Origin of the sequence: Stutzerimonas sp. Brlt_14 (genome assembly GCF_051948915.1) — a bacterium.
GTDB classification, from domain to species: Bacteria; Pseudomonadota; Gammaproteobacteria; order Pseudomonadales; family Pseudomonadaceae; genus Stutzerimonas; species Stutzerimonas stutzeri.
The window spans coordinates 1-23,862 of the sequence record NZ_JAYJLM010000007.1 but is presented as its reverse complement, the minus strand read 5'-3'; the positions used below and the strand labels follow the sequence as shown (position 1 = coordinate 23,862).

Here is a 23,862-nt window from a genome sequence, read left to right as displayed (position 1 = left end):
CCGGCAGGCGCTTCCCGGCTTAGGGGCGTATCTCGATCAGGGTTCCGTCCTTCACCAATCCCCAGATTTCCCGCATGTCGCTGTTGGTGAGCGCGATGCAGCCCTCCGTCCAGTCGAGGGTGTGGAAGAACCATTCGGGATACTCTTCGTCCACTGGCGTGCCGTGCAGCATGATCATGCTTCCCGGGGCCACACCTTCCTGTTGCGCGCGCGCCAGGTCGCGTGCGTTGGGATAGGAGATGTGCATCGAAAGGTTGTACTTGTCGCTGGTCTTGCGCCAGTCGATCCAGTACAAGCCTTCCGGCGTGCGCATGTCGCCCTCGCGCTGCTTGGCACCGTTCGGCTGTTTTCCAAGGGAGATGCGATAGCTCTTGAGCGTCTGCCCGGCGCTGACCAGATGGAGCTTGCGCTCGGATTTGATGACCAGCACCTTGTCGATGGGCGAGCCGCCCAGGCTGGGTGTCGCATTGGCGTGGGAGAAGGCGGTAAAGGTGAGGCAGAGCAGAGCGAGCAGCCAACGCATGGGGCTTTCCTGTCGAACTTCATCAGACCTGTGACCCGTTCGCCGACTCAGTCTGCCCGAGCGTTTTGCGGCTGGCGGTTCCGATAGCTCGTCACGGCCTCGGTGCGCACCGGGAAGGTCTGCTGCACCCGGTCGGCGAAGAAGCATTCTAGGGTACGGCCGATGGTCGGAAAAGCCAGCTCGGACCAAGGGATGTCCTGTTGTTCGAAGAGCTTCACCTCCAGGCTCTCGTCACCGGTACAGAACTCCAGATCCACCAGCTGAGCGCGAAAGAACATGTACACCTGATTGATGTGTGGCAGATCGAACAAGGTGTAGAGCTGCAGGTCCGTGACACGGGCGCAGGCTTCTTCGAGCGTCTCGCGTTCCGCTGCCTGCTGCAGGGTTTCGCCGTTCTCCATGAAGCCTGCCGGCAAGGTCCAGTAACCACGACGTGGCTCGATGGCCCGTCGGCAGAGCAGCACCTGGTCGCCCCAGATTGGCACGCACCCGGCGACTATTCGCGGGTTTTCATAATGCACAGTGTGGCAACTGCCGCAGACGAAGCGCGGGCGGTTGTCCCCGTCCGGGACGCGGATCAGTACCGGGTTGCCACACTGGTTGCAGTACTTCATGGACGAATTCCTGTCGATTCCGGCAAATCTTGGTCCGTTCGCGATGATTCGGCAAGGAAGCCGCGGACCTCAGTGAGACCGACCGCGCATGTCGGTGTTCGTCCGCTTCTCATGGCTTTTCCGAGGTCTTGGGCGACTGCGCCTTTCATGCCATGATGCCGGTCAAAGACGAAACGAGAAAATTCATGCTGGACACAATACTCCGACGGGTGCGCGGCCATTGCCCGCATCTCCTGGCGCCGGAGGACCGCCTGCCCGAGGCGGCCGTGTTGATGCCGATCACTCGCAGCGAGTCGCCGGAACTGGTACTCACACTCCGAGCGGCCGGCCTGTCCACCCATGGCGGGGAGGTCGCATTCCCTGGCGGTCGCCGCGATCCGGAAGACCGCGATCTGCTGCAGACTGCGCTGCGCGAGGCCGAGGAGGAGGTCGGACTGGCGCCTGGCATGGTAGAGGTTGTCGGCCCGCTCAGCAGTCTGGTATCGGTGCATGGCATCCACGTCACGCCCTATGTCGGGCTGGTTCCCGACTACGTGGAGTACCGCGCCAATGACGCCGAGATCGCCTCGGTGTTCTCGGTGCCGCTGGAGTTCTTCTGCCAGGACCCGCGTGAGGTCACCCATCGCATCGACTACCAGGGCCAGAGCTGGTACATCCCGTCTTACCGTTATGGCGAATACCAGATATGGGGGCTGACGGCGATCATGATCGTCGAGCTGGTCAACGTGGTGTACGACGCCGGCATCGAAATGCGCCGTGCACCCGCTGCGTTCGTCGACCTGTCCGGGCGCGGCAAGCCCTGAGTCACGCCGGTGACGCCGTCGGCGTCCCGGCGTTCATCATCCGACAACAAGAGGTGTCTGCGTGAAATACCGTCTGGGAGAATCGCGAGTCGATGCACATCCGCAAAGCTGGGTGGCGCCCAATGCCACGCTGGTCGGCAAGATTCGTCTCGATGCTGGTGCCAGTGTGTGGTTCGGTGCGGTGCTGCGCGGCGACAACGAGCTGATTCACATCGGCGAGAACAGCAATGTGCAGGACGGTAGCGTGATGCACACCGACATGGGCCATCCGCTGACGCTGGGAACTGGCGTGACGGTGGGTCACAACGCCATGCTGCATGGCTGCACGGTGGGTGACTACAGCCTGATCGGCATCAATGCGGTGGTGCTCAACGGGGCGAAGATCGGCAAGCACTGCATCATCGGCGCCAATACGCTGATTGCCGAAGGCAAGGAAATTCCCGATGGCTCGCTGGTGGTGGGCTCGCCCGGCAAGGTGGTCCGCGAGTTGAGCGAGGAACAGAAGAAAATGCTCGAGGCCAGCGCCGCTCACTACGTGCACAACGCCCAGCGCTACGCGCGTGATCTGGAGCCAGACGAGTGAGTGTCGCGGAAAAACCTGTCGCTTCCCCCTGTGTCAGCCTCTGCGCGCTGGACGAAGACGACCTGTGCGTCGGCTGCCAGCGCAGTGCTGACGAGATTCGCCGCTGGGGCCAGATGGACAACGAGGAGCGTCGCCTGGTACTGCAGCGTTGCGGCGAAAGGGCCCGTCTCGGCGGCCAGCTGATGTAAGGCGTAGCCTGTACCCGGTTCGTGTTTTCAACCGTAACGAGGAATCCCATGCCAAGAATAGGCACTCCGCTGTCGCCCAGTGCGACCCGTATCCTGCTCTGCGGCTGCGGCGAGTTGGGCAAGGAACTGGTCATCGAGCTGCAGCGCCTCGGCGTCGAAGTGATCGCCGTGGACCGTTATGCCAACGCGCCGGCCATGCAGGTGGCGCACCGCAGCCATGTGCTCGACATGCTCGACGGCGCCGCGCTGCGTGCCGTCATCGAGCAGGAGCGCCCGCACTACATCGTGCCGGAGATCGAGGCGATCGCCACTGCGACCCTCGTCGAGCTGGAGCGTGAAGGCTATACGGTGATCCCGACCGCCAGGGCTGCCCAACTGACCATGAATCGCGAAGGCATCCGCCGCCTGGCTGCTGAGGAGCTGGGGTTGCCGACCTCACCCTATCGCTTTGCCGACACGCTGGACGAGTGCCGCGCCGCCGCCATGGCGCTGGGCTTCCCGTGCCTGGTCAAGCCGGTAATGAGTTCCTCTGGCAAGGGGCAGTCGGTGCTGCGCAGCGACGCGGACATCGATGCGGCCTGGGAATATGCGCAGGCCGGTGGCCGCGCCGGTCGCGGGCGGGTCATCGTCGAAGGCTTCATCGATTTCGATTACGAGATCACTCTGTTGACGGTGCGTCATGCCGGCGGAACCAGCTTCTGCGAGCCGGTAGGGCATCGCCAGGAGAAAGGCGACTATCAGGAATCCTGGCAGCCGCAGCCCATGGCACCGGCGGCGCTGGCCGAGGCGAAGCGCATCGCGCTGGCGGTCACCGATGCGCTGGGCGGGCGTGGCATCTTCGGGGTCGAACTGTTCGTCAAGGGCGAGCAGGTCTGGTTCTGCGAGATATCGCCGCGGCCGCACGACACCGGTCTGGTCACGCTGGTCTCGCAGGATCTATCGGAGTTCGCCTTGCATGCGCGGGCCATCCTTGGCCTGCCGATTCCGGTCATTCGCCAGCTGGGGCCTGCGGCGTCGGCCGTGGTGCTGGTGGAGGGGGAGTCGACTCAGGTGAGCTTTGGCAACCTCGCGGAAGTGCTGGCCGAGCCCGATACCGCGCTGCGCCTGTTCGGCAAGCCTGGCGTCAGCGGTCAGCGGCGCATGGGCGTGGCGCTGGCACGAGACATTTCCATCGATGCTGCGCGGCAGAAGGCGCTACGCGCCGCGGCAGCGGTGAAGATCGAGCTCTGAGTGCAGCGGAGCCGGCTTCGGGCCGGCTCTAGCCCACTTGCTGCTCAGTCGATGGCGTCGCGCTCACGGTCCAGGCACGCACGCTTTTTACCCGATTGTCGGCCGCCTGGAGGATCTCCAGGCGATAGTTGCCGATCTGCAGGCAGATGCCGCTATCGGGGATATGCTCCAGGGCCTCGGTGATCAGCCCGTTGAGCGTCTTGGGCCCGTCGCAGGGGAGGTGCCAGTCCAGCGCACGGTTCACCTCGCGGATATAGGCCGCGCCATCGATGACCAGCGTGCCGTCTTCCTGCGGGTGGATGTCGGGGCTGCGCAGGGTATCCTGATTGCTGAATTCGCCGACGATCTCTTCGAGAATGTCCTCGAGCGTGACGACGCCGCGAACGTCGCCGTACTCGTCCACGACGATGCCGATCCTGCGCTTCTGTTTCTGGAAGTTCAGCAGCTGGGTGGAAAGCGGCGTGTTTTCCGGCACGAAGTAGGGCTCGGTACACGCGGCAAGCAGGCTTTCCTTGGTCAGCTGGTCGTGACTGAGCAGGCGGGCGATCTGTCGCATGTGGACGATGCCCTCGATCTGGTTGATGTCGTTGCGGAACACCGGCAGACGCGTGTGCGGAGTGGTGCGCAATTGGCTGATGATCGCTTCCAGATCGTCATCGAGGTCGATACCGGCGACCTCGTTGCGCGGAATCATGATGTCGTCGACCGTCACTCGTTCCAGGTCGAGAATGCCCAGCAGCATGCTCTGGCGATTGAGGGGCAGGTCGCTACCCGATTCGCGCACCACGCTGCGCAGCTCCTCGGTGGACAGGCTGTCATTGCCCTTGTTGGACAGGTCGACGCCGAGCAACCCGAGCAGGCCGTTGCTCACCCAGCTGAGCATGGCGACCAGGGGGTAGAGCACCTTCTGCAGCATCTTCAATGGCAGACTGACCGGGTAGGCGATGATCTCCGGGCGCAGCGCCGCCAGCGTCTTGGGTGTGATCTCGCCGAATATCAGCAGGATGATCGTCAGGCCGATGGTTGCGATGGCGATGCCTGCTTCGCCCCACAGCTGCATCGCCAGCACCGTGGCAATGGATGAAGCAAGGATGTTGACGAAGTTGTTGCCGACCAGAATGGTGCCCAGCAGGCGGTCGGGGTGCGCCAGCAGTTCGCTGGCACGGCGGGCGCCACGATGGCCCTCCTTGGCCTGATGTCTGAGGCGGTAGCGATTGAGGCTGAGCATGCCGGTCTCGGAGCTGGAGAAGAACGCCGAGCACAGCAGCAGAAAGACCAGCAGGCCGACGAGAAAGCCGGGGTGTAGATTTTCCACGAGTTAGCCTGTTCGCTTCAGATATGCAGGATGAATTCGCGGACCAGCTTGCTGCCGAAGTACGCCAGCATCAGCAGGCAGAAACCAGCCAGCGTCCAGCGGATGGCCTTGTAACCGCGCCAGCCGAGTTGGTGCCGGCCCCACAGCAGCAAGCCAAATACGACCCAGGCGACCACCGAGAGCAGTGTCTTGTGGACCAGATGCTGGGCGAAAAGGTCATCGAGGAACAGCCAGCCCGACAGCAGCGATGCGGAGAGCAGTGCCCAGCCTGCCCAGAGGAAGCCGAACAGCAGGCTTTCCATGGTCTGCAACGGCGGGAAGTTGCGGATCAGCCCCGAAGGGTGCTTGTGCTTGAGGTGGTGGTCCTGCAGCAACAGCAGCAGCGCCTGGAACACCGCAATGGTTAGCATGCCGTAGGCCAGGATCGACAGCAGGATATGCGCGAGGATGCCCGGCTCCTCGGTGATCGCCGGTGCGGTGCCGGATGGGGCGAATTCTGCGAAGAGCACCGTCAGGCAGCCTAGGGGAAACAGAAGCAGCAGCAGGTTTTCCACGGGCATGCGGTACAGCGCCAGCAGTATCAGCAGGATGACGGCGGCGGCGATCAGGCTCGATGCGTTGAAGAAGTCCAGGTGCAGGCCGCTGGGCGACAGCAGCTGAATGAAGAGGCTGACCCCGTGGGCAAGCAATGCGAGCAGGCCCACGGCCAGCAGCAGGCGTTTGTCCGGCACGGTGCGTTGTGCCAGTCGCAAGCTTTGGTAACCCGTGACGCCGGCGTAGAGAATGGCGGCGGCAAGGCTGGGTAACAGAGGGTGCATAGGTTCCGCTAACGGGCTCGAAAGGTCGTGAGTGTGGCACAAACGCCCGAGGCACAAAAGCTGCGGCAAGGTTACGCGGCTCGTGGTGGGAACTGCTTCGTGTGGGGCCGCTGTCGCCGCACCTTCAGCAGGGCGGATCGGCGGCATGGATCGCGTCTGCTGAGAAAAGCGACGTGTGCGGGGTACCGGCGGGGCGTCCGCACCTTCTATAATCGCGCCCCTCAGCACATCCAGCGTGGAATGGCTCATGTTCGAAAACCTAACCGATCGTCTCTCTCAAACGCTTCGTCATGTCACCGGCAAGGCCAAGCTGACCGAGGACAATATCAAGGACACCCTTCGTGAAGTGCGGATGGCGCTGCTCGAGGCCGACGTCGCGCTGCCGGTGGTGAAGGATTTCGTCAATCGGGTCAAGGAGCGCGCGGTTGGTACCGAGGTGTCGAAGAGCCTGACCCCGGGCCAGGCGTTCGTGAAGATCGTTCGCGCCGAGCTGGAAGAGCTGATGGGCGCCGCCAACGAGGATCTGGCGCTCAATGTCACGCCTCCGGCCGTGGTGCTGATGGCGGGCCTGCAGGGTGCGGGTAAGACCACGACCGTGGGCAAGCTGGCGCGCTTCCTCAAGGAGCGCAAGAAGAAAACGGTGCTGGTAGTGTCTGCCGACGTTTATCGTCCAGCGGCTATCAAGCAGCTCGAGACGCTGGCCGGCGAAGTCGGCGTGACCTTCTTCCCCTCCGACACCAGCCAGAAACCGGTGGATATCGCTCAGGCCGCGATCCGCGAAGCCAAGCTCAAGTTCATTGACGTGGTACTGGTCGATACCGCTGGTCGGCTGGCGATCGACGCCGAGATGATGGCCGAGATTCAGGCTGTTCACGCGGCGATCAAGCCGGCGGAAACGCTGTTCGTGGTCGACGCCATGACCGGTCAGGATGCGGCGAACACCGCCCGTGCGTTCGGCGATGCACTGCCTCTGACCGGCGTGGTGCTGACCAAGGTCGATGGCGACGCCCGGGGTGGTGCGGCGCTTTCGGTGCGGCATGTCACCGGCAAGCCGATCAAGTTCCTCGGCATGGGTGAGAAGAGCGATGCGCTGGAGCCCTTCCATCCGGACCGAATCGCCTCCCGTATCCTTGGTATGGGCGACGTGCTCAGCCTTATCGAGCAGGCCGAACAGACCCTCGACCGTGAAAAGGCCGAGAAGCTCACCAAGAAGCTGAAGAAGGGCAAGGGCTTCGATCTCGAAGACTTCCGCGATCAACTGCAGCAGATGAAGAATATGGGCGGTCTTGGCGGCCTGATGGACAAGCTGCCCTCCATCGGTGGCGTCAACCTGTCGCAGATGGGGCACGCGCAAGGCGCGGCGGAAAAGCAGTTCAAGCAGATGGAGGCGATCATCAATTCGATGACGCCAGCCGAGCGACGCAACCCCGATATCATCAGCGGCTCGCGCAAGCGGCGTATCGCCATGGGCTCAGGCACCCAGGTGCAGGATATCGGGCGGTTGATCAAGCAGCACAAGCAGATGCAGAAGATGATGAAGAAGGTCACCGGCAAGGGTGGCATGGCCAAGATGATGCGCGGTATGGGCGGCATGTTCCCGGGTGGCGGGATGCCCAAGTTCTAGTCCCGCGGCTGCGATTGCACAGGTTTGGCGCCAGGACGGGCGCGCGCCTGTGTCCGGCGCGCTGGACGGCTGCGCGCCTCTAGCAAAAGAGTTTGCAAAATCCCCAGCATTCCTTAAAATGTGCGGCCTTTCGGGCCTAGGCCCATTTTAAGTGTGTGCCTTAAGTTAGCACCGACTACAGGAACGATGTTCACATGGTAACTATTCGTCTCGCCCGTGGCGGCTCCAAGAAGCGCCCTTTCTACCACCTGACCGTGACCAACAGCCGCAATCCGCGTGATGGTCGCTTCGTCGAGCGCATCGGTTTCTTCAATCCGATCGCCACTGGTGCGGAAGTGAAGCTCTCTGTGAATCAGGAGCGCGCTGCTTACTGGCTGAGCCAGGGCGCACAGCCGTCTGAGCGCGTTGCTCAGCTGCTGAAGGAAGCTGCCAAGGCCGCTGCCTGAACCCTATGAGCGCAATGTCCGCCCCGAGCGATGAGCTGGTCGTCATCGGCAAGATCGTTTCGGTGCATGGCGTGCGCGGTGACGTGAAGGTCTATTCCTTCACCGATCCAATCGACAACCTGCTGGACTATCGTCGCTGGACGCTGAGGCGAGGTGATGAGGTCAGGCAGGTCGAGTTGGTCAAAGGGCGCCTCCAGGGCAAGATCCTGGTGGCTTCGCTGAAAGGACTGACCGATCGCGAGGTGGCGCGTACGTACGCCGACTTCGAGATCTGCGTTCCACGCAGCGAACTGCCCGCGCTGGATGACGGCGAATACTACTGGTACCAGCTTCAGAGTTTGAAGGTGCTCAATCAGGCCGGGCAGTTGCTCGGTCAGGTCGATCACCTGCTCGAGACCGGAGCCAATGATGTTCTGGTCGTAAAGCCTTGCGCCGGAAGTCTGGATGATCGCGAGCGACTGCTGCCCTATACGGATCACTGTGTCTTGAAAGTGGACCTGGATTCGGGCGAGATGCAGGTCGACTGGGACGCGGATTTCTGAACGGCATGGCCGGGTTGCGCGTCGAGGTCATCAGCCTGTTCCCGGGTATGTTCGCAGCCATCAGCGAATATGGGATTAGCAGTCGTGCGGTGAAGCAGGGGTTGCTCCAGTTGAATTGCTGGAATCCCAGGAGCTACACCGAGGACCGTCATCAGACGGTGGATGACCGCCCGTTCGGCGGTGGCCCCGGCATGGTGATGAAGATCAAGCCGCTCGAGCTGGCGCTGGCTGATGCCAAGCGTGCCGCGGGCGGGAAGGCGAAGGTCATCTACCTGTCGCCGCAAGGGCGTCAGCTGAAACAGGCCGACGTTCGCGAACTGGCGAATGAGGAGGCGTTGATCCTCATTGCCGGTCGTTACGAAGGTATCGACGAGCGCTTCATCGAAGCGCACGTGGATGAGGAATGGTCGATCGGTGACTACGTGCTGTCCGGCGGCGAGCTGCCGGCAATGGTGCTGATCGATGCCGTGACCAGGTTGCTTCCGGGCGCCCTGGGGCATGCTGGTTCCGCCGAGGAGGATTCGTTTACCGACGGCCTGCTCGACTGCCCGCATTACACGCGTCCTGAGGTGTATGAGGGTAAATGTGTTCCTGAGGTGCTGCTCAGCGGCAACCATGAACACATCCGGCGTTGGCGCTTGCAGCAGTCCCTTGGGCGGACCTGGGAGCGACGCGCTGATCTTCTGGATAGCCGCTCGCTTTCTGGAGAAGAACAAAAGCTGCTGGCGGAATACATCCGTCAGCGGAACGATAGTTAACGTATCGATGGCAACCCGGCGGGTTGACCTTAGGAGCACACAGCATGACCAACAAGATCATTCAGCAGCTCGAAGCCGAGCAGATGAACAAAGAAATCCCGCCGTTCGCGCCGGGCGATACCGTCATCGTTCAGGTGAAGGTGAAGGAAGGCGACCGTCAGCGTCTGCAGGCCTTCGAGGGCGTGGTAATCGGTAAGCGTAACCGCGGCCTGAACAGCGCTTTCACCGTTCGCAAGATCTCCAACGGCGTTGGCGTCGAGCGTACCTTCCAGAGCTACAGCCCCATGGTTGACAGCATCAGCGTCAAGCGTCGCGGTGACGTGCGCAAGGCCAAGCTGTACTACCTCCGCGCGCTGTCCGGCAAGGCCGCCCGCATCAAGGAAAAGCTGGTCTAAGACCTCCTTTCCGCGAATCGAAAAAGCAGCCCTCGGGCTGCTTTTTTCGTTTCTGCAGCCTCGAAGCATCGCGCTGCGGTGACTACAGGCGGTCGACGCAGGCCGGGTTGCGCTTGCCGAGACCCTGGCCCGCCTCGGCCGGCTGTGGAACACTGTCGGGGCCGATCCGATTCGTACCGCCATGCCCACGCTCGACGACCCCGTAATAGACCGTTACCTCGATGCCCTCTGGCTGGAAAAGGGGCTGGCCGATAACAGTCGGGAGGCCTATCGCAACGACCTCGCCTCATTCAACGGTTGGTTGCAGGAGCGCGGCGTTCGGTTGGCGGCGGCGGGGCGGGAGGTCATTCTCGATCACCTCGCCTGGCGCCTGAACAATGGCTACAAGGCGCGCTCCACGGCGCGCTTTCTTTCCGGGCTGCGCGGCTTCTACCGCTACCTGCTGCGTGAGGGTGAGATTTCGCTCGATCCGACATTGCGTGTCGACTTGCCCCGCCTGGGGCGGCCGCTACCCAAGGCATTGTCCGAAGCGGACGTGGAGGCCTTGCTGGCGGCGCCCGATACGGGTGATCCGCTTGGGTTGCGGGATCGGGCAATGCTCGAGGTGCTCTATGCCTGCGGCTTGCGGGTCACCGAGCTGATCAGTCTGACCTTGGAGCAGGTGAGCATGCGCCAGGGCGTGTTGCGAACCTTCGGCAAGGGCAACAAGGAGCGTCTGGTTCCGCTCGGCGAAGAAGCGCTGCACTGGCTGCAGCGTTACCAGCGGGATGCTCGAGATCAACTGCTGGCAGGTCGGCCCAGTGACGTGCTTTTTCCGAGCCAGCGCGGCGAGCAGATGACCCGTCAGACCTTCTGGCACCGTATCAAGCTGCACGCCCGGGGCGCAGGTATCGCGACCGGCATTTCGCCCCACACCTTGCGCCACGCATTCGCAACGCACCTGCTAAACCATGGGGCGGACTTGCGTACCGTGCAAATGCTGCTTGGCCACAGCGACCTGTCTACGACACAGATCTACACGCACATCGCACGCGCGCGGCTGCAGGAACTGCATGCGACGCATCATCCGCGAGGCTAGCCAGCGATGAGTGGCCGCTCGGTTGGTGCTGCAGGGGGGCATCGAACGATTGCCCGCGCACGCAGTAGTGAAGCCTCTGGCAGTTTGCAGCACTTGGCTATGGTAGGCTTTGCGCCTTTCCTTGATCGTCGCTGCCAGGAGTTCCCATGGGCGTGATTCGTATGTTCGCTGCCGCCACAGTTGGTCTGGTCAGCACCGTTGCAATGGCCGCCGATCCGGATCAGGCAATTCGTCAATCCCTGCAGAAAATTCAGCCCGACATGCCGATCGAGGCGGTAGCCGAGAGCCCGATGCCGGGGGTGTATCAGGTTCAGCTGGAAGGCGGGCGGCAGCTGTATGCCAGTGCCGACGGTCAGTTTGTCATTCAGGGTTATCTCTACCAGTTCAAGGATGGGCAGGCGGTCAACCTGACCGAGCAGGCGCAGAGCCGATCGGTGGCCAAGCAGATCAACGCCATTCCGGCGAGTGAGATGGTGGTGTTCGCACCCAAGGCGCCGAAAACCCATATCACCGTGTTCACCGATACCGATTGTGGCTATTGCCAGAAGCTGCACAGCGAAGTGCCTCAGCTCAACCGTCTCGGTGTGGAGGTGCGCTATGTGGCGTTCCCGCGCCAGGGGATGGGCAGCCACGGTGCCAATACCCTGACCAGTGTGTGGTGCGCCAAGGACCGTCAGGATGCCATGAACAAGGCCAAGGCTCGTGAAGAACTGCCGGCAGCCAGTTGCGATACCCCGATCGCCAAGCAATACCAGTTGGGGCAGATGATCGGTGTGCAGGGTACGCCGGCCATCATTCTCGCCAACGGTCAAATGATCCCCGGCTACCAGCCAGCGGCGCAGCTTGCAGAGGTGGCGCTCGCTGCGGCCAAGTAATCGATCCCAGCCCATCGGTCCGGTTGCGCCGGTCCGACGATCGGCAGCGGAACTGAGCAGCTGACCGCGTTCAAACCCTTCGGTACTGAACGAAGGTGGTCGCGATGAAGCTCGAAGGTTCCTGTCACTGTCAGGCCGTGCGGTTCACGCTCGAATCCGCACAGCCCTATCCTTTCATGCGCTGCTATTGCTCGATCTGCCGCAAGACGGCAGGTGGCGGCGGCTTCGCCATCAATCTGGGTGGCGACTATCGCACGCTCCAGATCGATGGGCGTGAACATCTCGGCATCTATCGGGCGAGGCTGACCGATGCGGACGGCGGGACGCGCGTCAGCGAAGGGCGCCGGCATTTCTGCCGCCTTTGTGGTAGCGCACTGTGGTTGTGGGACCCGAGCTGGCCGGACCTGGTGCATCCGTTCGCCTCGGCCATCGACAGCGACTTGCCGGTGCCGCCGGAGCATACGCATCTGATGCTCGATTCAAAGGCTGGCTGGGTCGAGCCCCATATACAGGCCGGGGACCGCTGTTTCGCCGAGTACCCGGACGAATCCCTCGCGCAGTGGCATGAGCGACTGGGGCTTGGACGGCCGTAGCGCTAGCCGTGGCTGATTGACTAAAAGCTGCTCCCTTCGTAATGTGCGACTCTTTTGTCGATCGGCAGGTCCGGTCGTTTCGCTGTGAATGGGGAGTTCAGCTTGAAACCGGTGAAAGTTGGCATCTGTGGGCTGGGAACCGTCGGTGGCGGTACCTTCAATGTGCTCAAACGCAACGCCGAGGAGATTGCCCGCCGTGCCGGGCGTGGAATCGAGGTTGCGCAGATTGCCACTCGTCACCCTAATTCCAAGTGCGACACCGGTTCGACCCCTATCACCGCCGACATCTTCGATATCGTGAACAACCCGGAAATCGACATCGTTGTCGAGCTGATCGGCGGCTACACGGTAGCCAAGGAACTGGTGCTCAAGGCCATCGAGAATGGCAAGCATGTGGTCACTGCGAACAAGGCACTGATCGCTGTGCACGGCAACGAGATCTTCGCCAAGGCGCGCGAAAAGGGCGTCATCGTTGCGTTCGAGGCTTCGGTGGCTGGCGGTATCCCGGTGATCAAGGCGATTCGCGAAGGCCTTGCCGGCAACCGCATCAACTGGCTGGCGGGCATCATCAACGGCACCGGCAATTTCATTCTCACCGAGATGCGAGAGAAGGGCCGCACCTTCGAGGACGTGCTCAAGGAAGCCCAGGAGCTCGGCTATGCCGAGGCCGATCCGACGTTCGACGTGGAAGGCATCGATGCTGCCCACAAACTCACCATCCTGGCATCCATCGCCTTCGGCATTCCGCTGCAGTTCGACAAGGCCTATACCGAGGGCATTGCACGCCTGACCACCGCCGATGTGAACTACGCCGAGGCCCTGGGCTATCGCATCAAGCACTTGGGCGTCGCTCGTCGCACCGAGGCGGGTATCGAGCTGCGCGTGCATCCCACGCTGATTCCGGCCGATCGCCTGATCGCCAATGTCAATGGCGTGATGAACGCCGTGATGGTCAATGGCGATGCCGTCGGCAGTACTCTCTACTATGGCGCCGGAGCCGGTATGGAGCCGACTGCCTCGGCCGTTGTTGCTGACGTCGTCGATGTCACTCGTGCGCTGACCACCGACCCGAACAATCGGGTGCCGCACCTGGCCTTCCAGCCGGACTCGCTGTCCGACCATCCGATCCTGCCGATCACCGCCTGCGAAAGCGCTTATTACCTGCGTATCCAGGCCAAGGATCATCCGGGCGTGCTGGCACAGGTGGCGACCATCCTTTCCGAGCGCGGCATCAATATCGAGTCGATCATGCAGAAGGAAGCCGAGGTCCAGGACGGCCTGGTTCCGGTGATCCTCGTGACCCATCGGGTCGTGGAGCAGCGCATTGACGACGCCATCGCCGCGCTCGAGCGGCTCGATGACGTCGTGGACAAGGTCGTACGCATCCGCGTCGAACAGCTGAATTAACAGGAGCCGAGCGAGCGCCGGGAGGCCCAGCGGCTTCAGGCGTCCAGGCCCAAATCGAAGGTTGAGAAAAATGCGCTACATCAGCACCCGCGGCCAGGCACCGGCCCTGAATTTCGAAGATGTGCTGCTGGCCGGTCTGGCCAGCGACGGCGGCCTCTACGTGCCGGAGAACCTGCCGCGCTTCACCGTAGAGGAAATCGCTTCCTGGGCCGGCCTGCCGTATCACGAACTGGCGTTCCGGGTCATGCGACCATTCGTTGCCGGCAGCATTCCGGATGCCGACTTCAAGAAAATCCTGGAAGAGACCTATGGCGTTTTCGCCCATGGCGCCATTGCCCCGCTGCGCCAGCTGAACGGCAACGAGTGGGTGCTCGAGCTGTTCCACGGTCCGACCTTGGCCTTCAAGGATTTCGCCCTGCAGCTGCTCGGCCGTCTGCTCGACTACGTGCTGGCCAAGCGTGGCGAGCGCGTGGTGATCATGGGAGCCACCTCCGGTGACACCGGTTCGGCTGCCATCGAAGGCTGCCGCCGTTGCGAGAACGTCGATATCTTCATCCTGCACCCGCACCAGCGCGTGTCGGAAGTGCAGCGCCGGCAGATGACCACCATCCTCGGCGACAACATTCACAACATCGCCATCGAAGGCAATTTCGATGACTGCCAGGAGATGGTCAAGGCCAGCTTCGCCGACCAGGGGTTTCTCAAGGGCACCCGCCTGGTGGCAGTCAACTCGATCAACTGGGCGCGGATCATGGCCCAGATCGTCTACTACTTCCATGCCGCACTGCAGCTGGGCGGCCCGGCGCGTTCGGTCGCCTTCTCGGTCCCGACCGGCAATTTCGGTGACATCTTCGCCGGCTACCTGGCGCGCAACATGGGGCTGCCGATCAATCAGCTGATCGTTGCCACAAACCGCAACGACATCCTGCACCGTTTCATGTCCGGCAATCACTACGACAAGGACACGCTGCATCCCTCGCTGTCGCCGTCCATGGACATCATGGTGTCGTCCAACTTCGAACGCCTGCTGTTCGACCTGCACGGTCGCAACGGCAAGGCCGTAGCCGATCTGCTGGATGGCTTCCGCGCCAGCGGCAGGCTCTCAGTGGAAGAGGATCGCTGGACCGAAGCGCGTCGACTCTTCGATTCGCTGGCGGTGGACGACGAGCAGACCTGCGCGACCATCGCCCGGGTGTTCAAGGAGACCGGTGAGGTGCTCGATCCGCATACCGCCATCGGCGTGCACGCCGCTCGTGAATGCCGTCGTAGCCTGAGCATCCCGATGGTCACGCTGGGCACCGCGCATCCGGTGAAATTCCCGGATGCGGTGGAGAAGGCCGGTATCGGTCAGGCGCTGGCGCTGCCGGCGCACCTTGCCGACCTGTTCGAGCGCAGCGAGCGGTGCACGGTGTTGCCAAACGAGCTCAAGGCGGTGCAGGCCTTCGTCGGCCAGCACGGCAATCGCGGCAAGCCGCTCTAAGGGACGGTGATGTAAAAAAGGCCAGTCATGTGACTGGCCTTTTTCGTTCTGGAGTGGCGCGAGCGACAAACGTCGCCTCGCACATCGGCATCGGGCGGTGCTAGTCGTCGAACTCTTCCCAGCCGCCCATTTCCTTCCAGCGATTGACGATCCCGCAGAACAGCTCGGCGGTCTTCTCGGTGTCGTAGCGGGCCGAATGCGCCTCGCGACCGTCGAAATCGATGCCCGCGGCCTGGCAGGCCTTGGCCAGCACGGTCTGGCCGTAGGCGAGGCCGGCGAGGGTGGCGGTATCGAAGCTGGAGAAGGGGTGGAAGGGGTTGCGCTTGATCTCGCAGCGGGCAATGGCAGCGTTCAGGAAGCCCAGGTCGAAGCTGCTGTTATGCCCGACCAGGATGGCACGCTTGCAGCCGGCGGACTTCACCGCCTTGCGCACGCTGCGGAAGATGTCGGTCAGCGCCTGCTGTTCGGGTACCGCCATGCGCAACGGGTGATCGAGCTTGATGCCGGTGAACTCCAGCGCGGCCGGTTCGATATTGGCGCCGGCGAAGGGCTCGACCCGGTAGAACAGCGTGTCCTGCGGGTAGAGCAGGCCCTGTTCGTCCATACCGATGGTCACTGCGGCGATCTCCAGCAGTGCATCGGTCGCGCAGTTGAATCCACCGCACTCGACATCGATCACCACCGGCAGGAAGCCGCGGAAGCGCCGCGCCATGGGCGAGCGGGGCTTGCCGGGCAGGTGCTCCTCGAGTTCGTCTTCGAAGTGTTCCTCGCTCATGCATTGCTCTCCAGGCGCCAGTGCAGGCGTTCGCCAGCGCGCAACGGGACCACGACCTGTTCGCCGAACGGCAGGCTGGCCGGGACGTCCCACTCCGTGCGCACCAGCGTGATCTCATCCGTATTGCGCGGCAGGCCATAGAAATCAGGACCGAAATGGCTGGCGAAGGGTTCCAGCTTGTCCAGCGCCTGGCGCTGTTCGAAGGCTTCGGCATACAGCTCGATGGCCGCGAAGGCGGTGTAGCAGCCGGCGCAGCCGCAGGCGGCTTCCTTGGCATGCTGCGCATGGGGTGCCGAGTCGGTTCCGAGAAAGAACTTCGGGCTGCCGCTGGTGGCGGCGTCCAGCAGGGCTTCCTGGTGCAGGTTGCGCTTGAGCACCGGCAGACAGAACAGGTGCGGGCGGATTCCGCCCACCAGCATGTGGTTGCGGTTGTAGAGCAGATGGTGCGCGGTGATGGTGGCGCCGACGTTGGCTCCGGCCGCCTGCACGAACTGCACGGCATCACGCGTGGTGATGTGCTCGAAGACCACCTTCAGGGTCGGGAAGCGAGCGGTGACGCGGCTCAGCTGCTCGTCGATGAAGTACTTCTCGCGATCGAAAATGTCGATCTCGCTGCGGGTGACTTCGCCGTGCACCAGCAGCGGCAGACCGACTTCGGCCATGGTTTCCAGCACGCCGAAGATATTGTCGATGGCGGTGACGCCGGAGGCCGAGTTGGTGGTGGCGCCCGCCGGGTAGAGCTTGGCTGCGTGGACGAAGCCGCTGGCCTTGGCGCGGCGGATGTCGTCCGGAGTTGTACTGTCGGTGAGGTAGAGCACCATCAGCGGTTCGAAGCGACTACCCGCGGGGCGGGCCGCGAGAATGCGCTGGCGATAGGCCTCTGCCTCGTCGGCATTGCGCACCGGCGGCACCAGGTTCGGCATGATGATGGCGCGGGCGAACTGGCGAGCCGCATCTGCGACGGTATGGGGCAGGGCGGCTCCGTCGCGCAGGTGGATGTGCCAGTCGTCGGGGCGCAGCAGGGTGAGTCGGTCGGACATGCGGGGCTTTCCAGGCGGGTGAAACGTGCGCGAATGCTACCGGAAAAGCCCGGGCGGGGCACCTTGCCTTCGTCTGCGGCGGTCGACCCTCGCCACCCAACGCTCAAGTTTGCTGACCGGGCACCGATACCTAGATGGAACCAGCATCCTCCCGGAGCCCACCGTGCGCCTGCGCCCCCTCGTACTGTTGTGCCTGCTCGCTTCACCGGCCAACGCCCTGACATTCCAGACTCGGCTGGAGCGGGTGCAGTGGCAGGTGGAGGGCGATCAGTTCGAGTGTCGGCTGATCCAGCCCATCGCCGGTTTTGGCAGCGGCCAGTTCGTGCGTCGGGCCGGCGAGCAGGCAATTTTCCGCCTGCATTCCCCGGAACGCTGGCTGAGTACCGGTTCGGCGACGCTGCTGGCCGCTGCCGCGCCGTGGCAGCCTTCACGCAGCGATATCAATCTGGGGGTTGTGTCGGTGGGCGGTGGCGATATCCCGTTCAACAGCACCCAGGCGCAGGCCGGACGGCTGCTCAGCGGGTTGCTCGAAGGTCGTAGCCCGGTGGTGCGCCATCGCACGCTGCATGGCGGCGATGCGCTGGAGATCCGCCTGCTGCCGGCGCGTTTCGCCAAGGCCTACGAAGACTACCGCGCCTGCACGGCGAAATTGCTGCCGGTCAACTTCGATCAGCTGCGCCAATCGCAGATCGGCTTCCTCAGCAGCGACGTAGCGCTCGATGCGCTGGGGCGTGCCAAGCTGGACATCATCCTGCAGTACCTGCGTGCCGATCCCAGCGTGAATCGCATCCAGCTCGACGGCCATTCCGACAACAGCGGCAATCGGCTGGTCAATCGTGATCTGTCGAGACGCCGGGCGCTGGCGGTGCAGGAGTACCTGATCGCCAATGGCGTGCCGGAGCAGCAGATCACCGTGCGCTTCCATGGCGAGCGCTATCCGCTGGTGGCCAACAGCAGCGAAGCCAACCGGGCCAAGAACCGGCGAGTCACCCTGCGTCTGGAGCGCGAGGCAGCGGCCGCGGCGAACTCGACCGAAACAGCGGCGCCATCTTCCTGACCGCGCGACCGCCGCGCCCCTGTAAAAGCAGCCCCGCGACCGGTAGAATCGCAGGTTTTCCGTATAACCCGTGGAGCTGATGGCATGGCGGACGTTAAGAAGGTAGTTCTGGCCTATTCCGGTGGCCTGGACACCTCGGTGATTCTCAAGTGGCTGCAAGACACCTACAACTGCGAAGTGGTGACCTTCACCGCCGACCTCGGCCAGGGCGAGGAGGTCGAGCCGGCCCGCGCCAAGGCTCAAGCCCTGGGCGTCAAGGAAATCTACATCGATGACCTGCGCGAAGAGTTCGTCCGCGATTTCGTCTTCCCGATGTTCCGTGCCAACACCGTCTATGAAGGCGAGTATCTGCTGGGTACCTCCATCGCCCGTCCGTTGATCGCCAAGCGACTGATCGAGATCGCCAACGAGACCGGCGCCGATGCCATCTCCCACGGTGCGACCGGCAAGGGCAACGACCAGGTGCGTTTCGAGCTGGGCGCCTATGCACTCAAGCCCGGCGTAAAGGTAATCGCTCCGTGGCGCGAGTGGGACCTGCTGTCCCGCGAGAAGCTGATGGACTACGCCGAGAAGCACGCCATCCCGATCGAGCGCCACGGCAAGAAGAAGTCGCCGTACTCCATGGACGCCAACCTGCTGCACATCTCCTACGAGGGTGGCGTGCTGGAAGACACCTGGACCGAGCACGAAGAGGACATGTGGCGCTGGACCAAGTCCCCGGAAGCGGCGCCGGACACCCCGACCTACATCGAGCTGACCTACCGCAAGGGTGACATCGTCGCCATCGACGGCAAGGACATGACGCCGGCTCAGGTCCTGGCCGAGCTGAACCGTATCGGTGGCGAGAACGGCATCGGCCGCCTCGACATCGTCGAGAACCGCTATGTCGGCATGAAGTCCCGTGGCTGCTACGAGACCCCTGGCGGCACCATCATGCTCAAGGCCCACCGCGCCATCGAGTCGATCACCCTCGACCGCGAAGTGGCACACCTGAAGGACGAGCTGATGCCCAAGTACGCCAGCCTGATCTACAACGGCTACTGGTGGAGCCCCGAGCGCAGCATGCTGCAGCAGATGATCGACGCCTCCCAGGTCAACGTGAACGGTGTGGTGCGCCTGAAGCTGTACAAGGGCAACGTCATCGTGGTCGGCCGCAAGTCGGACGATTCGCTGTTCGATGCCAACATCGCGACCTTCGAAGAAGACGGCGGCGCCTACAACCAGGCCGACGCTGGCGGCTTCATCAAGCTCAATGCGTTGCGCATGCGCATCGCCGCGGGCAAGGGCCGCACCCAGTTCTGATAAGCTGACGCGCCTGAGCCAACCGACCCCGGCCATGTGCCGGGGTTGTACTTTCTGCACTGCCACAAGCGCTGCCGAACGAGGAGACCTGAATCATGAGACTGCTGCATACCATGCTGCGTGTCGGCGATATGGAGAAGTCCATCGCCTTCTACACCGAAGTGCTGGGCATGACCCTGCTGCGCCGCAAGGATTATCCGGACGGTAAATTCACCCTGGCCTTCGTCGGTTACGGCGACGAGGCGCATAACAGCGTGATCGAGCTGACCCACAACTGGGGCGTGGAAAAGTACGAGCTGGGCGACGGCTACGGGCATATCGCCCTGGAAGTCGAAGATGTCTACAAGGCCTGCGAAGACATCCGCGCACGTGGTGGCAAGATCACCCGTGAGCCTGGGCCGATGAAGCATGGCTCCAGCATCCTGGCCTTCGTCGAAGACCCGGACGGCTACAAGATCGAGCTTCTATCGCCGACGCGGGCCGACTGAGCAGCAGGCATGAAAAAGCCCCTTTCGGGGCTTTTTCTTTTTACAGATCGAAGTCGAAGTCGTTCAACTCTTTCTGCAGACGTCGTTCCTCGAGCAGGTTGTCGATGATCCGGCGCTTGGTCAGATTGGTCTTGGCGACCTCGACAGGGGCTTCGCTGCTCTCGTCGTCATCTTCGGCGATGAAATCGTCTTCGATCTGGATATCTTCTTTCTCGGCCACTTGTTCACTCCAAGGCTACGGGGCGCTCTTGGCGCACCTTATAGCGGCAAATTCGGGGCCGGTAAAAAAGTTTTTTTCAATCATGGGGCGAGCTTTTCTGCTATCCGCTCAATCGTCAGATGTCTTGTGCTTGTACTCGCAGAGGTCTTCGATCCTGCAGCTGCCACACTGTGGTTTGCGCGCCTTGCAGACATAGCGACCATGCAGAATCAGCCAGTGATGCGCGTCCAGCAGATATTCCTTTGGCACGAAGCGGATCAACTTGCGCTCGACCTCCAGCACGTTCTTGCCGGGCGCGATGCCGGTGCGGTTGCTGACCCGGAAGATATGCGTATCCACCGCCATGGTGAACTGGCGGAAGGCGGTGTTCAGTACCACGTTGGCGGTCTTGCGACCCACCCCTGGCAGCGCTTCCAGTGCCTCGCGGTTGTCCGGCACCTGGCTGCCATGCTGCTCGATCAGGATGCGGCAGGTTTCGATGACATTCTTCGCCTTGCTCGGGTACAGGCCGATGGTGCGGATGTACTCGCACAGGCCGTCGTAGCCGAGGGCATAGATGGCTTCCGGGGTATTGGCCACCGGGAACAGCTTGGCGGTGGCCTTGTTCACGCCGACGTCGGTGGCCTGAGCCGAGAGGATCACCGCGATCAGCAGTTCGAAGGGTGTGCTGTAGGCCAGCTCGGTCTTCGGCTCCGGATTATCCTCATGAAAGCGGCGAAAGATTTCCCGGCGTTTCTCGGCATTCATCGCGGTGCACTCACTCGATCACACCGGTCACCCGCACTCGGCGGCTGGCCGCAGGCGCGACTGGCTGCGCGGCGCTGGCGCGTTCGGCGAGGTGCTGGTCGATGCGGTTCTTCAGGGCGATCAGCAGGCCGAGCACAATGAAGGCGCCAGGCGGCAGGATGGCCAGCAGAAAGCCCTTGTAGTCGCTGAACAGGGTGATCTGCCAGTCGCTGGCGACCGGCCCGAACAGCAGGTGCATGTTGGCGAACAGCGCGCCGGTGCCGAACAGCTCGCGCAGACCGCCCAGCACCACCAGCACCAGACAGAAGCCGATACCCATCACCAGGCCGTCGAAGCCGGCGATCAGCGGATTGTGCTTCGCAGCGAAGCCGTCGGCGCGGCCGAGGATCACGCAGTTGGTGGTGATCAGCGGGATGAAGATGCCCAGGATCTGGTACAGCTCGTAGGTGAAGGCCTGCATCAGCAGCTCGATGCAGGTGGTCAGCGCGGCGATGATCATCACGAACGCCGGCAGGCGCACCGCGGTGTTGACCACGCCTCGCACCAGCGAGACACCGATATTCGAACAGGTCAGTACCAGCATGGTCGCCAGGCCAAGACCAAGGGCGTTGACCGCCGAGTTGCTGACGCCGAGCAGCGGGCAGAGACCGAGCAGCTGCACCAGCGCTGGATTGTTCTTCCACAGGCCGTTGACGGTCAGTTCGCGGTAGCTGGGTGTGCTCATGGCTGATCCCCTTGCGGCTTGGCGGCCGGCTCGGTGGTGCGCAATTCGTCGCGCGTGGCGGCGCTGCCGGCCCGCGAATGCACGGTGGCTTCGTCTGGTTCGCTGCGGCCTTCCAGGGCGTTCCCGGCCGCGTCGGCCGTCGCGCCTTCGGCTGCCAGTAGTTCGGCCTTGTGTGCATCGAAGTACTGCAAGGCACGATGCACTGCGCCGACCACCGCGCGCGGTGTGATGGTGGCGCCCGCGAACTGGTCGAACTCACCGCGATCCTTCTTCACCGCCCAGCCATCGGCTGCCGGGTTCGTTAGCGACTTGCCGTCGAAACTTCGAATCCAGGGGCTCTTTGCGAGCTCGATCTTGTCGCCCAGCCCGGGTGTTTCCCGGTGGCCGATGACTCGCACGCCAGCCACCCGGCCGTCGGCATGGATGCCCACCAGCAGATGAATGGCGCCGCTGTAGCCGTCCGGAGCGATGGCCTGGAGGATCACTGCGGAGGGGCGCCCATCCTTGATGGCGATATAGGCGGGCAACGGGCTTCGGTTGCCAAGCAGGCGATCCTGAACCAGCACGCTGTCATCGAGCAGATGGTTGTCATAGCTGCCAGTCGGGAGGATCTCGCCCAGCGCACGTACCTGGGCGGCGCGTTCAGCGACCTGGATGCGCTCGGCAGTGCCCTGTTGCAGCAGAGTCACCGCGCCCACGGTGACGATGGCGAACAAGCCCAGCACCGTGGCGTTCTTCAGCATCGAACGGCTGATTTCCGGAACTATCATGTCATTCGCCCAGCTTGAAGCCGCGCTCGGCCTTGCGATGGCCGTAGGTGCGCGGGCGGGTGTAGTAATCGATGGTGGGAGCGGCAAGGTTCATCAACAGCACGCCAAAGGCGACACCGTCCGGATAGCCGCCCCAGGCGCGGATGACGTATACCAGCACACCGACACCAGCACCGAAGATCAGGCGTCCACGTGGGCTGGTGGCGCTGCTGACGGGGTCGGTGACAATGAAGAAAGCGCCGAGCATGGTGGCGCCGCTGAGCAGATGGAACAGCGGCGAACCGTTGCTATCCGAACCCGAGCCGTTCCAGAACACCAGGCTCATCAGCATCAGCGCGCCGAGCATGCCGACTGGCGCGTGCCAGCTGAACAGCCGCTTATGCAGCAGGAACAGGCCGCCAGCAAGAAACGCCAGGTTCACCACTTCCGAGCCGATGCCGCCGAAGTGGCCGAAGGCCGGATTGCGCCAGAGTTCGTCGATGGTCAGGCTCTTGTTCACCTTGAGCACATCCAGGGCGGTGGCCTGGGTCCAACCGTCGGGAAGCGAAGCGATACCGAGGATATGCTGCAGACCGGCGCTCAGCCCGACACTGTGCGGCACCGGCCAGGTGGTCATCTCCACCGGGAAGGAGATAAGTACCACCACGTAGCCGATCATCGCCGGGTTGAAGGGATTCTGGCCCAGGCCGCCATACAGCTGCTTGCCGAACACCACAGCGCAGCCGGTGGCGATCAGCGTCAGCCACCAGGGCGAATAGGGCGGCAGCGCCAAGGCCAGCAGCACGGCGGTGACCAGCACGCTGCCGTCGCGCAGAAAGAAGCCCACCGGCCGCTGCCGCAGGCGGAGAATCGCCGCTTCGAAGGCAAGTGCAGCGAGCGATGCCCAGGCGAGGTTGATCAGCGTGCCGGCGCCGTAGAGCCAGGTCAGCACGACCACGCCGGGCAGGGTGGCCGCGAGTACCAGCAGCATGACTCGCTGGGTACGGTTGGCGCCCTTGGCGTGGGGCGAGGTGATGCGGGGCAGGGCCATTGGCTCTCCGGTGAAGGCGTTGTCTTGGGGCGTGGCCTGGGCCACTTCCTCGAATCTCTCTGACTTGTCGAGCGACTACACCAGCACACCGGTGCAGCGGTCATTTCTCACGATTGCTGATAGTCCGCCAGCTGCCGTTCGGCTTCGCTGAGTCGCAGGCGAGCGGCCTCCAGTGTCGTTGGCTCGGTCTGTTCGTCTCGCTCCAGCTTGCGCAGATCGGCGCGGGCGAAGGCGACCTCGGTCTTCAGTTCGCGCTGGCGCTCATCGATACCAGGCTTGCTGGTACGCACCAATTCCGGAGCGGGCTTGTGCGATGCGTCTTCGGCCGCATGCAGGGCTTGTTCGGCCGCCTGCAGCGCGTCGCGCAGGCGGCTGAGTTCCGCCTCTTGCGCGCCGGCCTTCTCGGCCTTCTTCAATTCGGCGCGCTTCATCGCCAA

Annotated in this window: 28 protein-coding genes and 1 pseudogene; 17 read left to right on the top strand and 12 right to left on the bottom strand. The window is 63.1% G+C overall.

Annotated elements, in window-relative coordinates; translation table 11 throughout:
- Positions 1–19: 19 nt before the first annotated feature.
- Complete coding sequence (locus VF716_RS17190) at positions 20–523, bottom strand: L,D-transpeptidase family protein (protein ID WP_011912364.1); 504 nt, start codon at positions 521–523, stop codon at positions 20–22.
- Between the two features lie 47 nt (positions 524–570).
- On the bottom strand, positions 571–1,137 hold the full coding sequence (locus tag VF716_RS17185) for an NUDIX hydrolase (protein ID WP_279640727.1): 567 nt from the start codon (positions 1,135–1,137) through the stop codon (positions 571–573).
- Positions 1,138–1,322: 185 nt separating this feature from the next.
- Here VF716_RS17185 and VF716_RS17180 point away from each other — a divergent pair, with 185 nt between their 5' ends.
- The 4 genes from VF716_RS17180 to purT all read left to right on the top strand — a co-directional run bounded on the left by VF716_RS17180 (position 1,323) and on the right by purT (position 3,941).
- Positions 1,323–1,940, top strand: coding sequence for a CoA pyrophosphatase (locus VF716_RS17180; protein WP_014596032.1), 618 nt, complete (start codon positions 1,323–1,325; stop codon positions 1,938–1,940).
- Positions 1,941–2,001: 61 nt separating this feature from the next.
- Positions 2,002–2,523, top strand: coding sequence for a gamma carbonic anhydrase family protein (locus VF716_RS17175; RefSeq protein ID WP_013982047.1), 522 nt, complete (start codon positions 2,002–2,004; stop codon positions 2,521–2,523).
- The gene (locus VF716_RS17170) at positions 2,520–2,711 is read left to right on the top strand and encodes a DUF1289 domain-containing protein (protein WP_014596033.1); all 192 of its coding nucleotides are present in this window, start codon (positions 2,520–2,522) and stop codon (positions 2,709–2,711) included. Before VF716_RS17175 ends, VF716_RS17170 begins: the two co-directional genes overlap by 4 nt.
- 48 nt (positions 2,712–2,759) lie before the next feature.
- A complete protein-coding gene (gene purT, locus VF716_RS17165; protein WP_125841998.1) occupies positions 2,760–3,941 on the top strand; it encodes a formate-dependent phosphoribosylglycinamide formyltransferase in 1,182 nt (393 codons plus the stop codon).
- A gap of 28 nt (positions 3,942–3,969) precedes the next feature.
- Here the strand turns inward: purT and VF716_RS17160 are convergent, their stop codons facing one another.
- Complete coding sequence (locus VF716_RS17160) at positions 3,970–5,256, bottom strand: HlyC/CorC family transporter (RefSeq protein WP_011912370.1); 1,287 nt, start codon at positions 5,254–5,256, stop codon at positions 3,970–3,972.
- 17 nt (positions 5,257–5,273) lie between these two features.
- Entirely contained in the window at positions 5,274–6,074 is an 801-nt protein-coding gene (locus VF716_RS17155) for a cytochrome C assembly family protein (RefSeq protein ID WP_013982049.1), read from the bottom strand.
- A 247-nt stretch (positions 6,075–6,321) separates the two neighbouring features.
- Here VF716_RS17155 and ffh point away from each other — a divergent pair, with 247 nt between their 5' ends.
- From ffh to thrC, 10 genes are all read left to right on the top strand, one after another.
- On the top strand, positions 6,322–7,698 hold the full coding sequence (gene ffh, locus VF716_RS17150; protein ID WP_013982050.1) for a signal recognition particle protein: 1,377 nt from the start codon (positions 6,322–6,324) through the stop codon (positions 7,696–7,698).
- A 194-nt stretch (positions 7,699–7,892) separates the two neighbouring features.
- Positions 7,893–8,144 (top strand): 30S ribosomal protein S16, encoded by a 252-nt coding sequence (gene rpsP / locus VF716_RS17145; protein WP_011912373.1) that lies wholly within the window; start codon positions 7,893–7,895, stop codon positions 8,142–8,144.
- Between the two features lie 5 nt (positions 8,145–8,149).
- Positions 8,150–8,686 carry a ribosome maturation factor RimM gene (gene rimM, locus VF716_RS17140; protein ID WP_125856709.1) on the top strand — a complete coding sequence of 179 codons (537 nt, stop codon included), beginning with the start codon at positions 8,150–8,152 and terminating at the stop codon, positions 8,684–8,686.
- Positions 8,687–8,691: 5 nt separating this feature from the next.
- Positions 8,692–9,444 (top strand): tRNA (guanosine(37)-N1)-methyltransferase TrmD, encoded by a 753-nt coding sequence (trmD, locus tag VF716_RS17135; RefSeq protein WP_125856708.1) that lies wholly within the window; start codon positions 8,692–8,694, stop codon positions 9,442–9,444.
- A gap of 44 nt (positions 9,445–9,488) precedes the next feature.
- On the top strand, positions 9,489–9,839 hold the full coding sequence (gene rplS, locus VF716_RS17130; RefSeq protein ID WP_079327383.1) for a 50S ribosomal protein L19: 351 nt from the start codon (positions 9,489–9,491) through the stop codon (positions 9,837–9,839).
- Positions 9,840–10,020: 181 nt separating this feature from the next.
- Positions 10,021–10,917, top strand: a complete 897-nt coding sequence (gene xerD, locus VF716_RS17125; RefSeq protein WP_011912377.1) for a site-specific tyrosine recombinase XerD — start codon at positions 10,021–10,023, stop codon at positions 10,915–10,917.
- A 146-nt stretch (positions 10,918–11,063) separates the two neighbouring features.
- Positions 11,064–11,792: a disulfide isomerase DsbC N-terminal domain-containing protein gene (locus VF716_RS17120; RefSeq protein WP_011912378.1), complete on the top strand. Its 729-nt coding sequence runs from the start codon at positions 11,064–11,066 to the stop codon at positions 11,790–11,792.
- A 104-nt stretch (positions 11,793–11,896) separates the two neighbouring features.
- Positions 11,897–12,385, top strand: a complete 489-nt coding sequence (locus tag VF716_RS17115) for a GFA family protein (RefSeq protein WP_011912379.1) — start codon at positions 11,897–11,899, stop codon at positions 12,383–12,385.
- A 102-nt stretch (positions 12,386–12,487) separates the two neighbouring features.
- Positions 12,488–13,792: a homoserine dehydrogenase gene (locus tag VF716_RS17110; protein WP_013982055.1), complete on the top strand. Its 1,305-nt coding sequence runs from the start codon at positions 12,488–12,490 to the stop codon at positions 13,790–13,792.
- Positions 13,793–13,862: 70 nt separating this feature from the next.
- Entirely contained in the window at positions 13,863–15,272 is a 1,410-nt protein-coding gene (gene thrC, locus VF716_RS17105) for a threonine synthase (RefSeq protein ID WP_011912381.1), read from the top strand.
- Between the two features lie 100 nt (positions 15,273–15,372).
- On the opposite strand, the gene rnt is transcribed toward thrC, so the two are convergent.
- Both rnt and pyrC read right to left on the bottom strand, forming a co-directional pair.
- Positions 15,373–16,047: a ribonuclease T gene (rnt, locus tag VF716_RS17100; RefSeq protein ID WP_013982057.1), complete on the bottom strand. Its 675-nt coding sequence runs from the start codon at positions 16,045–16,047 to the stop codon at positions 15,373–15,375.
- The gene (gene pyrC, locus VF716_RS17095) at positions 16,044–17,087 is read right to left on the bottom strand and encodes a dihydroorotase (protein WP_045633018.1); all 1,044 of its coding nucleotides are present in this window, start codon (positions 17,085–17,087) and stop codon (positions 16,044–16,046) included. Before pyrC ends, rnt begins: the two co-directional genes overlap by 4 nt.
- 163 nt (positions 17,088–17,250) lie before the next feature.
- Here pyrC and VF716_RS17090 point away from each other — a divergent pair, with 163 nt between their 5' ends.
- The 3 genes from VF716_RS17090 to gloA all read left to right on the top strand — a co-directional run bounded on the left by VF716_RS17090 (position 17,251) and on the right by gloA (position 19,934).
- On the top strand, positions 17,251–18,144 hold the full coding sequence (locus VF716_RS17090; RefSeq protein ID WP_125841990.1) for an OmpA family protein: 894 nt from the start codon (positions 17,251–17,253) through the stop codon (positions 18,142–18,144).
- Positions 18,145–18,228: 84 nt separating this feature from the next.
- Positions 18,229–19,446 (top strand): argininosuccinate synthase, encoded by a 1,218-nt coding sequence (locus VF716_RS17085; RefSeq protein ID WP_011912385.1) that lies wholly within the window; start codon positions 18,229–18,231, stop codon positions 19,444–19,446.
- Positions 19,447–19,541: 95 nt separating this feature from the next.
- The gene (gene gloA, locus VF716_RS17080; RefSeq protein WP_011912386.1) at positions 19,542–19,934 is read left to right on the top strand and encodes a lactoylglutathione lyase; all 393 of its coding nucleotides are present in this window, start codon (positions 19,542–19,544) and stop codon (positions 19,932–19,934) included.
- 40 nt (positions 19,935–19,974) lie between these two features.
- Here the strand turns inward: gloA and VF716_RS17075 are convergent, their stop codons facing one another.
- From VF716_RS17075 to VF716_RS17050, 6 genes and pseudogenes are all read right to left on the bottom strand, one after another.
- A complete protein-coding gene (locus VF716_RS17075) occupies positions 19,975–20,154 on the bottom strand; it encodes a PA3496 family putative envelope integrity protein (protein ID WP_013982061.1) in 180 nt (59 codons plus the stop codon).
- 108 nt (positions 20,155–20,262) lie between these two features.
- Positions 20,263–20,901: an endonuclease III gene (gene nth / locus VF716_RS17070; protein WP_017244341.1), complete on the bottom strand. Its 639-nt coding sequence runs from the start codon at positions 20,899–20,901 to the stop codon at positions 20,263–20,265.
- 10 nt (positions 20,902–20,911) lie between these two features.
- Complete coding sequence (locus VF716_RS17065; RefSeq protein ID WP_013982063.1) at positions 20,912–21,625, bottom strand: electron transport complex subunit E; 714 nt, start codon at positions 21,623–21,625, stop codon at positions 20,912–20,914.
- Positions 21,622–22,395, bottom strand: coding sequence for an electron transport complex subunit RsxG (gene rsxG, locus VF716_RS17060; RefSeq protein WP_125841986.1), 774 nt, complete (start codon positions 22,393–22,395; stop codon positions 21,622–21,624). The genes VF716_RS17065 and rsxG overlap by 4 nt, the downstream gene beginning before the upstream one ends.
- 1 nt (position 22,396) lies before the next feature.
- Entirely contained in the window at positions 22,397–23,425 is a 1,029-nt protein-coding gene (locus VF716_RS17055) for an RnfABCDGE type electron transport complex subunit D (protein WP_011912391.1), read from the bottom strand.
- Positions 23,426–23,532: 107 nt separating this feature from the next.
- A pseudogene (locus VF716_RS17050) lies at positions 23,533–23,862 on the bottom strand (electron transport complex subunit RsxC); the annotation flags it as partial.

Bases quoted from the DNA above. Each gene is read 5' to 3' on its own strand.
- VF716_RS17190 (WP_011912364.1), bottom strand. From the start codon at position 523: ATGCGTTGGCTGCTCGCTCTGCTCTGCCTCACCTTTACCGCCTTCTCC.
- VF716_RS17185 (WP_279640727.1), bottom strand. From the start codon at position 1,137: ATGAAGTACTGCAACCAGTGTGGCAACCCGGTACTGATCCGCGTCCCG.
- VF716_RS17180 (WP_014596032.1), top strand. From the start codon at position 1,323: ATGCTGGACACAATACTCCGACGGGTGCGCGGCCATTGCCCGCATCTC.
- purT (WP_125841998.1), top strand. From the start codon at position 2,760: ATGCCAAGAATAGGCACTCCGCTGTCGCCCAGTGCGACCCGTATCCTG.
- VF716_RS17155 (WP_013982049.1), bottom strand. From the start codon at position 6,074: ATGCACCCTCTGTTACCCAGCCTTGCCGCCGCCATTCTCTACGCCGGC.
- ffh (WP_013982050.1), top strand. From the start codon at position 6,322: ATGTTCGAAAACCTAACCGATCGTCTCTCTCAAACGCTTCGTCATGTC.
- rpsP (WP_011912373.1), top strand. From the start codon at position 7,893: ATGGTAACTATTCGTCTCGCCCGTGGCGGCTCCAAGAAGCGCCCTTTC.
- rimM (WP_125856709.1), top strand. From the start codon at position 8,150: ATGAGCGCAATGTCCGCCCCGAGCGATGAGCTGGTCGTCATCGGCAAG.
- trmD (WP_125856708.1), top strand. From the start codon at position 8,692: ATGGCCGGGTTGCGCGTCGAGGTCATCAGCCTGTTCCCGGGTATGTTC.
- rplS (WP_079327383.1), top strand. From the start codon at position 9,489: ATGACCAACAAGATCATTCAGCAGCTCGAAGCCGAGCAGATGAACAAA.
- xerD (WP_011912377.1), top strand. From the start codon at position 10,021: ATGCCCACGCTCGACGACCCCGTAATAGACCGTTACCTCGATGCCCTC.
- VF716_RS17120 (WP_011912378.1), top strand. From the start codon at position 11,064: ATGGGCGTGATTCGTATGTTCGCTGCCGCCACAGTTGGTCTGGTCAGC.
- VF716_RS17115 (WP_011912379.1), top strand. From the start codon at position 11,897: ATGAAGCTCGAAGGTTCCTGTCACTGTCAGGCCGTGCGGTTCACGCTC.
- thrC (WP_011912381.1), top strand. From the start codon at position 13,863: ATGCGCTACATCAGCACCCGCGGCCAGGCACCGGCCCTGAATTTCGAA.
- rnt (WP_013982057.1), bottom strand. From the start codon at position 16,047: ATGAGCGAGGAACACTTCGAAGACGAACTCGAGGAGCACCTGCCCGGC.
- pyrC (WP_045633018.1), bottom strand. From the start codon at position 17,087: ATGTCCGACCGACTCACCCTGCTGCGCCCCGACGACTGGCACATCCAC.
- VF716_RS17085 (WP_011912385.1), top strand. From the start codon at position 18,229: ATGGCGGACGTTAAGAAGGTAGTTCTGGCCTATTCCGGTGGCCTGGAC.
- gloA (WP_011912386.1), top strand. From the start codon at position 19,542: ATGAGACTGCTGCATACCATGCTGCGTGTCGGCGATATGGAGAAGTCC.
- nth (WP_017244341.1), bottom strand. From the start codon at position 20,901: ATGAATGCCGAGAAACGCCGGGAAATCTTTCGCCGCTTTCATGAGGAT.
- VF716_RS17065 (WP_013982063.1), bottom strand. From the start codon at position 21,625: ATGAGCACACCCAGCTACCGCGAACTGACCGTCAACGGCCTGTGGAAG.
- rsxG (WP_125841986.1), bottom strand. From the start codon at position 22,395: ATGATAGTTCCGGAAATCAGCCGTTCGATGCTGAAGAACGCCACGGTG.
- VF716_RS17055 (WP_011912391.1), bottom strand. From the start codon at position 23,425: ATGGCCCTGCCCCGCATCACCTCGCCCCACGCCAAGGGCGCCAACCGT.